Annotated in this window: 11 protein-coding genes; 3 read left to right on the forward strand and 8 right to left on the reverse strand. The window is 70.0% G+C overall.

Going from position 1 to position 12,606, the window contains the following annotated elements; genetic code table 11:
* Position 1: 1 nt before the first annotated feature.
* From ilvN to OKW78_RS01610, 5 genes are all read right to left on the reverse strand, one after another.
* Complete coding sequence (ilvN, locus tag OKW78_RS01590; protein WP_281194140.1) at positions 2 to 631, reverse strand: acetolactate synthase small subunit; 630 nt, start codon at positions 629 to 631, stop codon at positions 2 to 4.
* Positions 632 to 684: 53 nt separating this feature from the next.
* Entirely contained in the window at positions 685 to 2,517 is a 1,833-nt protein-coding gene (gene ilvB / locus OKW78_RS01595) for a biosynthetic-type acetolactate synthase large subunit (RefSeq protein ID WP_281193588.1), read from the reverse strand.
* A 358-nt stretch (positions 2,518 to 2,875) separates the two neighbouring features.
* Positions 2,876 to 4,036, reverse strand: a complete 1,161-nt coding sequence (locus OKW78_RS01600) for a 2-isopropylmalate synthase (RefSeq protein WP_281194141.1) — start codon at positions 4,034 to 4,036, stop codon at positions 2,876 to 2,878.
* Between the two features lie 274 nt (positions 4,037 to 4,310).
* Positions 4,311 to 4,652, reverse strand: coding sequence for a hypothetical protein (locus tag OKW78_RS01605; RefSeq protein ID WP_281193589.1), 342 nt, complete (start codon positions 4,650 to 4,652; stop codon positions 4,311 to 4,313).
* 64 nt (positions 4,653 to 4,716) lie between these two features.
* Positions 4,717 to 5,259, reverse strand: coding sequence for a carboxymuconolactone decarboxylase family protein (locus OKW78_RS01610; protein ID WP_281193590.1), 543 nt, complete (start codon positions 5,257 to 5,259; stop codon positions 4,717 to 4,719).
* A gap of 195 nt (positions 5,260 to 5,454) precedes the next feature.
* On the opposite strand from OKW78_RS01610, the gene OKW78_RS01615 reads away from it, so the two are divergent.
* Positions 5,455 to 6,384, forward strand: a complete 930-nt coding sequence (locus tag OKW78_RS01615) for a 1,4-dihydroxy-2-naphthoate polyprenyltransferase (protein WP_281193591.1) — start codon at positions 5,455 to 5,457, stop codon at positions 6,382 to 6,384.
* On the forward strand, positions 6,384 to 7,481 hold the full coding sequence (locus OKW78_RS01620) for a mandelate racemase/muconate lactonizing enzyme family protein (protein WP_281193592.1): 1,098 nt from the start codon (positions 6,384 to 6,386) through the stop codon (positions 7,479 to 7,481). Before OKW78_RS01615 ends, OKW78_RS01620 begins: the two co-directional genes overlap by 1 nt.
* Before the next feature lie 49 nt (positions 7,482 to 7,530).
* On the opposite strand, the gene OKW78_RS01625 is transcribed toward OKW78_RS01620, so the two are convergent.
* Both OKW78_RS01625 and OKW78_RS01630 read right to left on the reverse strand, forming a co-directional pair.
* Positions 7,531 to 8,082, reverse strand: coding sequence for a hypothetical protein (locus OKW78_RS01625; RefSeq protein WP_281193593.1), 552 nt, complete (start codon positions 8,080 to 8,082; stop codon positions 7,531 to 7,533).
* 111 nt (positions 8,083 to 8,193) lie between these two features.
* Positions 8,194 to 8,562, reverse strand: coding sequence for a hypothetical protein (locus OKW78_RS01630; RefSeq protein ID WP_281193594.1), 369 nt, complete (start codon positions 8,560 to 8,562; stop codon positions 8,194 to 8,196).
* Between the two features lie 108 nt (positions 8,563 to 8,670).
* Between OKW78_RS01630 and OKW78_RS01635 the strand changes: the two genes are divergently transcribed.
* On the forward strand, positions 8,671 to 11,388 hold the full coding sequence (locus OKW78_RS01635) for an AAA domain-containing protein (RefSeq protein ID WP_281193595.1): 2,718 nt from the start codon (positions 8,671 to 8,673) through the stop codon (positions 11,386 to 11,388).
* Positions 11,389 to 11,409: 21 nt separating this feature from the next.
* Here the strand turns inward: OKW78_RS01635 and OKW78_RS01640 are convergent, their stop codons facing one another.
* Entirely contained in the window at positions 11,410 to 12,480 is a 1,071-nt protein-coding gene (locus OKW78_RS01640) for an alanine--glyoxylate aminotransferase family protein (RefSeq protein ID WP_281193596.1), read from the reverse strand.
* Positions 12,481 to 12,606 lie beyond the last annotated feature (126 nt).

Here is a 12,606-nt window from a genome sequence, read left to right on the forward strand (position 1 = left end):
GTTACTGGGTGTTGGGTGTGGTCGGTTCGCCGGCCGTTCCGGGTTTCTCTCCTGGCGCGGTGGGGATGTTCCCTCGCGCGAGCGCGGTCTGACCGGTCCGGGCGATCTCGATGATCCCGAACTGGTCGAACGCGTCGATCGCGTCGTCGATCTTCGACTCGTCGCCGGTGAGCTGCACCGTGATCGTCTCCGGCCCGGCGTCGAGCGCCTCGCCGTCGTACATCTCCGCGATCGCGTGGACTTTGTCCGGCTCCTCGCCGTGAACCTTCAGCAGGACGAGTTCGGACGTGACGGCGCTCCCGGAGACTTCGCCCACGGAGATAACGGGCTTCAGCTTCGCCATTTGTTTTTCGATCTGGTCGATCCCCGGATCGGTCTCCTCGACCACCATCGTGATCCGCGAGTGACCCTCGACCGTCGTCGGGCCGACGGTCAGGCTCTCGATGTTGAACTGTCGCCGGGAGACGAGCCCGGAGACGCGCGCGAGCACGCCCGGCTCGTCCTCGACCAGCGCGGAGATGACCGCGCGTCGCGAGTCGTGTTCCGCCTCCACGACGGGGTCGATCCGGTGGCCCTCCAGGTTCCGTCGCCCCTCCGGCTGCGGGCGCTCGTCCGGAGCCGGCCCCGGCATGCCGGAGCGACCCTCGCCGCTCGCCCGTTCCTCGCCGCTAGCGTCCTCGCTGCTCATAGCTGGTCCTCCGTGAGCGCGAACCGCCCGTTCGCTCCGCCGCTCGGCACCATCGGCAGCACGTTCTCCTCGGGGTCGACGTGGAAGTCGATCACCGCGGGGCCGTCGTACGCGAGCGCCTCCTCGACCGCCGGGGCGACCTCGTCGTAGCCGTCGACGCGGATCCCGAGCGCGCCGAACGCCTCGGCGAGCTTGTCGAACTCGGGCATCCAGTTGTAGTCGGACGCCATGTGTCGTCCCTCGAAGAACGCGTCCTGCCACTGGCGGACCATCCCGATGTACTCGTTGTTGAGCACCGCGATGGTGACGTCGAGGTCCTCGCGGACCGCGACCGACAGCTCCTGCATCGTCATCAGGAAGGAGCCGTCGCCGTCGAAACAGACCACGTCGCGGTCGGGCTCGCCCATCGCGTCGGCGGCGACGCGCGCGCCGACCGCGGCCGGAACGCCGTACCCCATCGTGCCCAGTCCGTGCGAGGAGACCCACGTCCGGGGCTCCGTGTACGTCCAGAACTGGGAGGCCCACATCTGGTGTTGGCCGACGCCCGTCGTGACGATGGTGTCGTCGTCGGTCGCCTCGTCGAACGCCTCGACGACGAACTGCGGCTTGAGCGGTTCATCGTCGGGGGTCGAATACGTCATCGGGTACGTCTCCTTCCACTCTTGACACCGCTCGCGCCACTCGTCCGCGTCGGGCGCCTCGTGGATCGCCTCGTTGAGCTGTTCGAGGACGGTCCCGGCGTCGCCGATGAGCGGATAGTCGGCGTACACGTTCTTCGAGATCTCCGCCGGGTCGATGTCGACGTGGACGACCTCGGCCTCCGGCGCGAACGTGTCGATCCCGCCCGTCAGTCGGTCGTCGAACCGGGTCCCGACCGCGATCAGACAGTCGGTGTGGGTGATCGCCATGTTGGCGTAGCCCGTTCCGTGCATGCCCGCCCACGACAGCGACAGCTCGTCGTCCTCGGGGAACGACCCGATCCCGGGCATCGTCGTCGTCACGGGTATCTCGTAGGTGCGCGCGAACTCCCGCGCGACGTCGCTCGCCTCACCCTTGATCACGCCGCCGCCGAACAGGCAGAGCGGTCGGTCCGCGTCCTCGATCGCGCGGGCGGCCGCCTCGACCGCGTCCTCGCGGGCGTACGGATCGGGATCGGTTCCGGCGGGCGCCGCCGCCTCCCCCGGCGACTCGTCGGTGTCATCGAGGGTGACGTCCTTCGGGAGGTCGACGAGCGTCGGGCCGGGTCGACCGACCTTCGAGAGCGCGAACGCCTCGCCGACGACGTCGCCGACGGAGTCCGCGTCGCCCGCGAAGTAGTTGTGTTTCGTGACCGGGCGGGTGACGCCGACGGTGTCGGTCTCCTGGAACGCGTCGTTGCCGACGAACTCGGTCGGCACCTGGCCGGTCAGCGCCAGCATCGCGTCGCTGTCCATGTCGGCGTCGGCGATGCCGGTGACGAGGTTCGTCGCGCCGGGACCGGAGGTGGCCAGACAGAGGCCCGGCTCGCCGGTGACGACGCCGTACGCGTCGGCCGCGTGCGCGGCTCCCTGTTCGTGGGCCATCGTCAGGTGCCGGATCGACGAGCCGTACAGCGCGTCGTACACCGGCATGATCGCCCCGCCCTGCACGCCGAATGCGGTCTCCGCGCCGGCGGCCTCGAGGGCGGCGACGACCGACTCCGCGCCGGTCGACACCTCGGTGGGCTCGCCGTCTGGTCGGTTCTCCTCGCCGGCCGGGTCAGCCGCGCCCGGGCCGTCCGCGTCGGCCGGACCGGACGCCGGCTCGGCGTCGGGGTCGTCCTCTCGTTGGTGTGCTGCTGAATCGCTCATCGTGTGTGGTGTGTGGGTATCTCTCGGATGCGAGCGTCGATCGATCCGGACGCGGGTCGCGCCGTCGGGTCGCCGTCGACCGTCGACGGTTCGGGATCGGCGGCGCGCCGGCGTCCGTCGGTACGTCGGGTTGGTGAGGAAGTAGTACTGTAGGGGATCAAACCCCTACGATCGCTACGGCGACGGCTCCCGCCCGATCGTCGTCCACGAGCGTAGGACGTGAGCGTCGCATTCGATCCGAACCCACGCGACCCGCCTATAAATTCCTGTCGCCGCGAGCGATCGACGCGGTGACCCGTCGACCCGATCGACGCGTTCGGCAGTCGCTGGCGGGTCTCAGCGACTACGGAGGGGGCCATCAGATCCGGATCTCCTCCTCGCGCTCGATGCCGGCCTCGCGGGCGAACCGCTCGACGTCGCCGGCGGTAACCTGCCGCTTGCCGGCGCCGTACTCCTTGACCCGCTTCGTGATCTCGCGGACCTCCCCGTCGCTGGGGTCGAAGCCGGCCTCGACCAAGTGCTTCCGCACGCTGTGGGTGCCCGTGTGCTTGCCGAGCACGAACTCGCGTTCCGCGCCGACCATCTCGGGCGTCATCACGCCCGTCTCGAACGTGTCCGCGTTCTCGATCACGCCCGCGGCGTGGATGCCCGACTCGTGGGCGAACGCGTTCCGTCCGGTGACGGGCTTGTTCGCCGGCACCGGGATGTCCGAGGCGTCCTCGACGATCCGGGCCAGCTTCGTGATCTGGGTCGTGTCGATCCCGGTGTCGACGCCGTACACCGACTCGACCGCCATCACGACCTCCTCGTAGGCCGCGTTGCCGGCGCGCTCGCCGATCCCGTTGACCGACACCTGCGCCTGCTCCGCGCCGTTCTCGAAGCCCATGACCGCGTTGGCCGCGGCCATGCCGAAGTCGTCGTGGGTGTGGACGTCGACGCGGGCGTCCGTCGCCTCGACGACCGCCTTCACGGTCTTGCCGAAGCTCGTCGGCATCGCGACGCCGCACGTGTCCGGGATGTTGATCCAGTCGGTGCCGGCGTCGCTGACCGCCTCGACGATCTCCGTCAGGTAGTCGGGGTCGGTCCGCGTGGCGTCCATCGGGGAGAACATGCACTCGACGCCGGCGTCCTTGACCTGCTCGACGGCGTCGACCGCGCGTTCCTTCGCCTCCATGCGCGTCGCGTGCATGGAGTCCTCGAGTTGGACGTCGCTCGTCGAGACGAACACGTGGACCATCTCCACGCCCGAGTCGATGGCGGCGTCGATGTCGCCCTCGACGACGCGGGCGAGCCCACAGACGGTCGTGTCCGTCGCGGCGGCGATATCGCTCACGGCCTCGAACTCCGCCTCGGAGTTCACCGGGAACCCGGCCTCGATGACGTGGGTCCCCATGTCGTCCAGCGTCGCCGCTATCTCGCGTTTCTCGTCGTAGCTGAACGAAGTACGTGGTGACTGTTCGCCGTCTCGTAACGTCGTGTCGAAGATCCGTACAGGACCGATTTCGATGTTAGAAGCTATCGTGCCCTGGAAGAACTCGATCCGCCGGGGTGTCCGACGAAGCCTCCGTGATGTCTGTCATCGACTGACAGCAGAACGTTTGTCTACTTAAGCGTTACGTCCCGATCGGGATCCGATCGTTCGATCACTCACGCTCGCGTTCGGAGCGAATGGCAGGAGAATCGTGGCGAGAGGTGGTCGGTGCCGAAGATGTCGAAGAGGAAGGAAGGAAAGAAGACCGAAGGAAGTCGAAGGGAGGAGGATCGAAAGAAAGTGGTGTGGGGTTGAGAACGAGTCACATCCCCATGTCGGCCGCGGCCTCCGGCACGGGGAGGTCGTGAACCGCGACGTCGAGCAGTTCGGCCGCGTGGTCTAGCGCCATGTCGAACCCGTAGTACCGCTCCAGTTCGTCCCCGTCCGGCCCGGTTCGAACCTTGAGCATGGCGTACCCCTCGCGGTTCTGTGCCACGGTCGCCGTCCGCCCGTCCGCGGAGAACGTGAGCAGCCGCTCGGTCTCGGTCTCCTCGTATCGGGCGACGATCCCCGCCGACTCGGCAGTCGCCGTCGCGTCCGGTTCGGCGGCGTTCGGATCCGTCTCGCCCGGTTCGGCGTGCTCCGACCCCGTCGTGTCCGTCATACGCGACGTTGGACCCGAACCCTGTCGTATCTGTCGGTCCTCGATACGGATCAGGACCGGGAGTTCACCGCGGATCCCACCCGTGGAACGTCGTCCCCGCCTCCAACTCGAGGTCGAACGCGCGGATGAGCCCGCCGAGCGCGGCGTACCCCTGCGCGGTGGCCGCGATACCCACGACCTCGCCGTCGTCGTACAGCGCCGCGATCGACTCGTGAGTGACGGCGTCGACGTCCGCCTCGACGACGGCGCGGACGTACTCCACGAGCGTCCGCTCGTCGCCGTCGAGCGCGGCCAGGTCGTCGGTCCCGATCCCGGCGATGGCCGCGTCGTCGATGCCGACGTCGCGCGCGATGTTGACGTGCTGGTGCCACTCGTAGCGGTTGTCGATCGCCGCCGCCGTCGTGAGGATCGTGAGCTCCCGCTCGCGGTCGGAGAGCCCGCTGTCGTGCCACAGCGAGCGCAGGAACGCCCGCATCCCCGCGAGCACCGCCGGGTTGTTGCCGAGCGAGCGGTACACGTTGAGCGGCTTTCCCTGAAGCACCGACTCCAGCAGCTCCTCGTGTTCGTCCGGGACGTCCGACGCCTCCACGTACGGAACGCGTGCCATGTCTCCGATCCCGACCTCCGGCGGGTTAGCTGTACGTGCTTCGGCCGCGTTGGCCGCGACCGTCGGCGCGTCGTTTCACGGCCGGCAGGAGAGATCGGCGAGAGCGATCGGTGAGAGGAATCGGGGAGAAAGATCGGCGAGAAGGACCGGCCGCCGATGGGAAGCTTAACGGGCGGCACACCCCAAGCGTCGACAATGGCTACGGAGGTGTCGCGTCGGCGGGCGTGGGTGATCGCCGCGCGCCCGCAGACGCTACCCGCGGCGGCCGCCCCGGTGATCGTCGGCGTCGGGCTCGCGATCGGGGCCGGGACGTTCGCCCCGCTTCCGGCGTTCGCGGCGCTCGTCGGCGCGGCGCTGATCCAGATCGGGACCAACTTCGCGAACGACTACTACGACGCGATCCAGGGCGCGGACACCGACGACCGCGAGGGGTTCACCCGCGTCGTCGCCAGCGGCCTCATCGAGCCGACGGAGGTCAAACGCGCGATGTGGCTGACGTTCGCGGCGGCGATCGGCGTCGGCATGTACCTCGTCTACGTCGGCGGCGTTCCCATCCTCGCCATCGGATTGGCGTCCGTCGCCGCGGGCATCGCCTACACCGGCGGGCCCTACCCGCTCGGCTATCACGGCCTCGGCGACGTCTTCGTCTTCGTCTTCTTCGGACTGATCGCGGTCACGGGGACCTACTACGTCCAGGCGGCCGCGCTCGCGGGCGGGACGTTCCCGGTGTGGATCCCCGACGGAACCGTCACGCTCGCGGCCGCGGTCGCCAGCCTCCCGGTGGCCGCGCTCTCGACGAACATCCTCGTCGTCAACAACGTCCGGGACCTCGAGGAGGACGCCGAGACGGGCAAACGCACCCTCGCCGTCCGCTTCGGCTACCGGTTCTCGCGGGTCCAGTACGTGGCCCTGCTCGCGCTCGCGTACGCGACTCCGTTCTGGTTCTACGCGAACGGGGACGGCCTCGCCCCGCTCCTCCCGCTCGCCACCCTCCCGCTCGCGGTCGTCGTCGCCCGAACCGTCCTGACGGAGACCTCCGGCGACGCGCTCAACCCGGCGCTGGAGTCGACGGGGAAACTGCTCGCGGCGTACGCGGTCGCGTTCGCCGTCGGCCTCGCGGTCTGATGCGGCTTCGTCCGTTCTCCCTCGCGCTCGCGAGCCCCCTGCGGACCGCCCGCGAGGAACTGACCGAACGGGAGGGCCTCCTCGTCGGGGTCGGGAGTCCAAGCGACGACGAGGAAACGGCCGGCGACACGACCACGACCGGGGTCGGCGAGGCGACGCCGCTGCCCGGCTGGACCGAGTCGCGGTCGGCGTGTGAGACCGCCCTCCGCGAGGCGGCCGGGGAGCCGGCCGGTCCGGGGGCCGCCCTCGCCGGTCTCGATGCCCGCGAAACGCCCGCCGCCCGCCACGGACTCGCGCTCGCGCTCGACGACGCGGCCGCCCGCGACGCGGGCCGGTCGCTGGCCGCCCACCTCGCGGAGCGCGTTCGCCGCGTCGACCGATCGGAACTCCCGGAACCGGCCGGTTCCGTCCCGGTGAACGCCACGGTCGGAGACGGCACGCCGGAGGCGACGGCGGCGGCCGCGGAGCGCGCGGTCGAGGACGGCTACCGCTGTCTGAAGGTGAAGGCGGGCGCACGCACGCTGGAGGAGGACCTCGACCGGCTTCGCTCGGTTCGGCGGGCGATCGGTCCGACGATCGACCTCCGCGTGGACGCGAACGGCGCGTGGGACCGGTCGACCGCCCGACGCGCGCTCGACCGACTGGAGCCGCTCGACCCCGCGTACGTCGAACAGCCGCTTCCGGCGGCGGACCTCGACGGAACCGCCGAGCTTCGCGCGCGGAGCGACGTGCCGATCGCGATCGACGAGTCGCTCGCGGAGCGGTCCGTCAAGGCGGTCCTCGGCGCGGACGCCGCGGACGTGCTCGTGATCAAGCCGATGGCGCTCGGCGGGCCGGACCGCGCGCTCGACGCGGCGCTTCGGGCGCGAGAGAACGGGGTCGACCCGGTGGTCACGACGACGATCGACGCCGTGGTGGCGCGGACCGCGGCCGTCCACGTCGCGGGCGCGATCCCGGACGTCCTTCCCTGTGGACTCGCGACCGCCGAGCTGCTCTCTTCGGACCTCGCGTCCGACCCCTGTCCGGTCGTGGACGGGCGGATCGAGGTACCCGGGGGTCCGGGGATCGCTGGCGATGCGTTCGACGGGCTGCTCTGAGAGACGACCCGCCGTCGGGACCGGCGGGCGCTAGTGGGTCCGACGGGCCCTAATGGAACCCGCGGTCCACGTCGTCCTCGTCGATCAGGTCGTCGAGCTCCGCCGAGAGCAACTCCTCGGCCTCCTCGAAGGTGTCGCCGAGCTCGTCGAGCTCCTCCGGACGCCCGTCGAACTCGTAGTCCATGGGGCCGAACGCGGGCGAGTCGATCGCCTCCATCACGTCCTCGAAGAGGTGGTCGGGATCCGTGGGAGCCTCGGCGTGGACCTTCAGCGTCTCCTCCAACCGGGTGGCCACGTCCTTCGCTTCGTCCTCGTCCTCGGGGGGTGACCGCACCGCGAACCGGCCCGGCGACCCCTCGTCGGGAAGCAGCGGGTCGAGGTCGTCGTCGACCTTTCTGGCGACGCGAGCGCCCACTCCACGGAGGTCGCGCGGGTTCTTCGCGTACGTCTTCAGGTGGTAGACGCCGACGCTCGGGTGGCCGAAGTAGAGGTCCTCGCCGAGCCCCCCGCGTCGGGAGCCGGCGACGGCGCGCCAGCCGTCCGGGTCGGTCGAGTCGCTCGCGACGTCCGCGAGGATCTCCTGCCAGTCGCGTACGCGCATGTCGCCGTCAGCTTGCGCCGGAGCCCGCATGAGCGTGTCGGTCGCGGCGACCGGGCCTGGGGGACGCGTCCGACCGTCCCGCCCGATACCGTCGTTCGTATCCGACCCGCTTCACCGCTCGTACACCGGCTTTCGACGCTCGCGCGTGTAGGAGTACGACTCCCAGGCGATCAACAGCGAACCGCCGATCAGGAAGAGGTACGCGAGCCGCGCGTCGGCTCCGGCGATCAGGTCGGCCGAGCCCCAGAGGACGAGGACGCCGTAGAGCGCGATCCGGAATCGGGCGGTGTCGTACCCCTCGCGGAACGTCCCCCAGAGCACGACCGCCGCGATGTAGAGGCTGACGATAGCGTCGCCGACGGCCACCGTTCCCGCGGTCTCGACCCGGAGGTAGGCGCTCGCGACTGATAGCGCGGCCAGCACGACGACGAACCCGACGACGAGGGGGCGCCCGTACCGGTCGTACAACGAATCGCTCATGTCCGCCTCCACGCGGCGGAGGCTAAGGAACCCTCGGGTTCGGCTCGAGGGACGTCGGTCGATCCCCCACACCGACAGCGTTTTTCGCCGCGGCCGAGGAGGGGTCTCGTGAACGTTCGGGGACCGATCGCCTCCGTCGGGGAGGCGCGGACGGTGTCGACGTCGTACGGCGAGCGCGAACTCCGTGAGCTTCGGGTCCGCCCGGAACGCGGTGCGGGCGACCCGGTCGACGTGACCCTGTGGGGCGACTGGACGGAGACGGCCGAGCACGCCGAGCCCGGCATGGAGCTGCTCGTCGTCGACGCCGAGGAGGACGACTACGGCGGGGAGACGGGGTACGCGACCACGGGCGACTCGTGGGTCGTGCTCGAGCCGGACTTCCTCGTCGACGTGACCGGGATCCGGTCGTGGGTCCAGTGTCCGCGGATGTACTACCTCAACAAGCTCTCCGGGATCCCGCTCAACTACCCGGTCGTCAAGGGGACGATCGTCCACGAGGTGTTCGGCGACCTGCTCCGCGGGATGGACCTCGAGGAGTCCGTGCGCGACCGCGTCGAGGAGGCGGGACTCGAACTCGGATTGTTGGGGTACGAGACCGCGGAGGTCGAGGACGAGGTCCGGCGCAACGCGGCCGCGATCGAGGGCTGGCTCGCGCAGGGTACGCTGACCGACGAGGACACCTGGCGGTCGGAGTTCACGCTCCTCTCGCCGAGGTTCGGGCTGAAGGGGCGCGCCGATGCGCTCCGACGCGGGACTCCCGTGGAGCTCAAGACGGGAAAGAACACGAACCGCGAGCCGCGGTTCCAGGACAAGATCCAGGCGGCCTGTTACGCCCTCATGCTCGACGAGCGCGGGGTCGACCCCGACATCGGAACCCTGCTGTACACGAAGAACACCGCCCTCGACCGCAACGAGGAGATCGGCGACCTCGCGCCGGCCAAGGAGTTCACCGTCGGCGACGGCCTGTTGAAGTTCGTCGTTCGCGAGCGCAACGCGCTCGCCGCGATGGAGTGGCGCGCGCTGAACGATCCCAGTGAGCGCCCGACGGTCCCCACGGGACACGAGGCCGACGCGAACTGCAACTACTGTTTCGAGCAGGACACCTGTATGGTCGTCTCCGGCCGTCTCGACCAGGAGTCGAAGGCGGGGCAGGTCGGGTCGCCCGTCCCCGAGGAGGAACGCGACTACTTCGACCGGTTCTACACGGCCATCGAGGAGGAGCGTCGCGAGACCCACGCCGAGTACCGGAAGCTCTGGGAACAGTCCCCCGAGGAACGCGCGGCCGACGACCGCGCCCTGATCGACCTCGAGCCCGTCTCGCGGACCGAGATCGACGACAACCGCTGGGAGCTCCGGGCGAGGAAACCGGACGACGCGGTCTCGAAGCTGCGCGAGGGCGACGTGGCGCTCGCGAGCGACGGCGACCCCGTAACCGGCCACGCGGAGCTCGGCCGGATCCGCGAGTTGGGGGACGAGATCGTCGTCGAGACCGACGAGCCGGTCGACCTCCGGCGGCTCGACGTCTACCCCTCGGAGATCTCCGTCGACCGCATGCTCACCGCCCTCCACGACGCGGTGTTGAAGGGCGACGAGCGTCGGAAGGACGTGATCTTCGGTCGTCGGGAGCCGGCGTTCCGGGATCCGTCGAACCGGCCGGCCGGAACTCCAGGATCCGACGGTCCTGACGCTCCCGACGCCTACATCGACAACAACGCGGCCCAGAACGAGGCGGTCGAACTCGCCGTCGACGCGGAGGACTGCGCGCTGATCCACGGCCCGCCGGGGACGGGCAAGACGTACACCATCGCGCGGACGATCCGCGCGCTCGTCGCGGAGGGGAACCGGGTGTTGCTCGCGGCATTTACGAACCGCGCCGTCGACAACGCCCTCGAGGCGCTTCGCGACCAGGGGTTCGGAGACGTCCTCCGCGTCGGCTCGGAGACCGGCGTTCGCGCCGACATGCAGGACGTGCGGCTGATCGAGCGCGGCGATCCGAACCGGAAGGCGGCGGAGCTTCGGGACGCGCCCGTCGTCGCTGCGACCACTGCGGCCTGCGGCTCCCGCGTCATGCGCGAGTGCGAGTTCGACGTGGCGCTCGTCGACGAGGCCTCCCAGCTCACGGAGCCGAGCACGCACGCCGCGATCAACTTGGCCGACCGGTTCGTGCTCGTCGGCGACCACGAGCAGCTCCCGCCGGTCGTGCGGGCGGAGAACGACCTGAAGACCTCCCTCTTTCAGCGGCTCATCGAGACGTACCCGGACGCGAGCGTCATGCTCGACCGCCAGTACCGGATGAGCCAGCGGATCCAGGCGTTCGCGTCCGCGGAGTTCTACGACGGCGCGTTGCGTCCCGCGACTCCCGAAGTGGCCGGCCAGCGACTGAGCGATCTCGGCGTGGACCCCGACGCGCTCGCGCCCGAACTGACCGGCGGCGTGGGGTTCGTCGACCCCGACGGCGAGCGCGACGGCAACCGAAACGTCCGGGAGGCCGAGCGCGTCGCCGGGATCGTCGACGCCTACCTCGCCGCCGGCGTCGACCCGGACGACATCGGCGTCATCGCCCCGTTCCGAGCGCAGGTCGCGGAGATCGGCCGGCGGACCGACGTGACCGTCGACACCGTCGACCGGTTCCAGGGCTCCTCGAAGGAGGTGATCGTGGTCTCGTTCGTCGCGACCGGCGACCTCGACGGCCCGATCTTCGAGGACCACCGTCGGGTGAACGTCGCGCTCACCCGCGCGAAAAAGCAGCTGACGCTCGTCGGTGACGCCGAGGCGCTCGCCTCCGATCCCTTCTACGGACGGATGCTCGAGTGGGCGCGTCGGTAGGGTACTCGGGAGGATATTAGGTCACAACACCGCTTCGAGCGCGTCCATCGTCTCCTCCACGCGCTCGACGCGCGCGGCGTGGCCCATGTGCCCGACGCGCAACACGTCGTCGGCGAGATCGCCGAGGCCGGTCGCGACGATCACGTCGTGGTCCTCGCGGAGCCGGCACTGAAGCGTTCCCGCCCGACCCGGGACCTCGAAGGCCGTCACCGTCGGCGACGCGTGCTCGGGGTCCGAAAACGGCTCGAGCCCGAGCTCCGAACCGCGCTCTCGACAGCGCGTCGCGGCGGTCTCGTGGCGAGCGTGGACGTCGTCGACACCCTCCTCGAGCAGCAGCGAGAGGGCCTCCGACAGCGCCACGACGTTCGTCGTGAGGTGGGTGTAGGGAAAGCCATCGTCCGTGTCGCGCCACGGGAGGAAGTTCGTGTACAGCGAGTGCGGGTCGCGCGCCTCCATCGCCGCCCACGCGCGGTCGCTGATCGCGGCGGTCGTGAGCCCCGGGGGCGCGCTGAAACACTTCTGGGAGGCCCCCAGACAGACGTCGATCCGCTCCGTGGGGACGGGCGTGCCGCCGAGCGAGGAGACGGCGTCGACGACCGTGAGGATCTCGCCATCGGCCGCCTCGAGCCGGTCGAGCGCGGGATCGAGGTCGTTGAGCGTTCCCGTCGGCGTCTCGCAGTGGACCATCGTCGCGAGGTCGAAGTCGGCGTCGTCGTCCGCGAGTGCGGCCTCCAGGTCGTCGAGCGGGAGCGGCTCGTCGTAGGGGGCGTCGACCACGGTCGCCTCGCCGCCGTACGACTCGACGAAGTCGGCGAAGCCGTCGCCGTAGAGGCCGTTCGACAGACATAGGACCTCGGTGCCGGGCTCGACGAGGGAGGCGACCGCGGCCTCCAGCCCCAGGATCCCCTCGCCGCCGGGGACGACGACGTCGTGCGAGTCGGCGTCGTCGACCCCGTACACCGCCGCCAGCCGGTCGACGAGGTCGGCGTAGATTCCCTGAAACGCGGGGTCCACGTCGGGGTTGATCAGCTCGCGGCTCATCGCGTCGCGGACGGACTCTGGGACCGCGGTCGGTCCCGGCGTCATGAGCATACGTCGTCACTCGTGGCCGTCGGGATAAACGCCCCGGCGGAAACGGGACCGAACGGATGCGGGGGGAGCGCCGCTCTCACGGCGTGGATCTCGCCGAAAGCCAAAAGCCGGTCGCTCACGGAGAGA

The sequence above is a fragment of the Halorubrum sp. F4 genome (genome assembly GCF_027257195.1).
Taxonomy (GTDB): domain Archaea; phylum Halobacteriota; class Halobacteria; order Halobacteriales; family Haloferacaceae; genus Halorubrum.

Coding starts and splice junctions, on each gene's coding strand:
- ilvB (WP_281193588.1), bottom strand. CDS start 2,517: ATGAGCGATTCAGCAGCACACCAACGAGAGGACGACCCCGACGCCGAG.
- OKW78_RS01630 (WP_281193594.1), bottom strand. CDS start 8,562: ATGAGCGATTCGTTGTACGACCGGTACGGGCGCCCCCTCGTCGTCGGG.
- OKW78_RS01640 (WP_281193596.1), bottom strand. CDS start 12,480: ATGCTCATGACGCCGGGACCGACCGCGGTCCCAGAGTCCGTCCGCGAC.
- ilvN (WP_281194140.1), bottom strand. CDS start 631: ATGCCGGGGCCGGCTCCGGACGAGCGCCCGCAGCCGGAGGGGCGACGG.
- OKW78_RS01620 (WP_281193592.1), top strand. CDS start 6,384: ATGCGGCTTCGTCCGTTCTCCCTCGCGCTCGCGAGCCCCCTGCGGACC.
- OKW78_RS01615 (WP_281193591.1), top strand. CDS start 5,455: ATGGCTACGGAGGTGTCGCGTCGGCGGGCGTGGGTGATCGCCGCGCGC.
- OKW78_RS01625 (WP_281193593.1), bottom strand. CDS start 8,082: ATGCGCGTACGCGACTGGCAGGAGATCCTCGCGGACGTCGCGAGCGAC.
- OKW78_RS01610 (WP_281193590.1), bottom strand. CDS start 5,259: ATGGCACGCGTTCCGTACGTGGAGGCGTCGGACGTCCCGGACGAACAC.
- OKW78_RS01605 (WP_281193589.1), bottom strand. CDS start 4,652: ATGACGGACACGACGGGGTCGGAGCACGCCGAACCGGGCGAGACGGAT.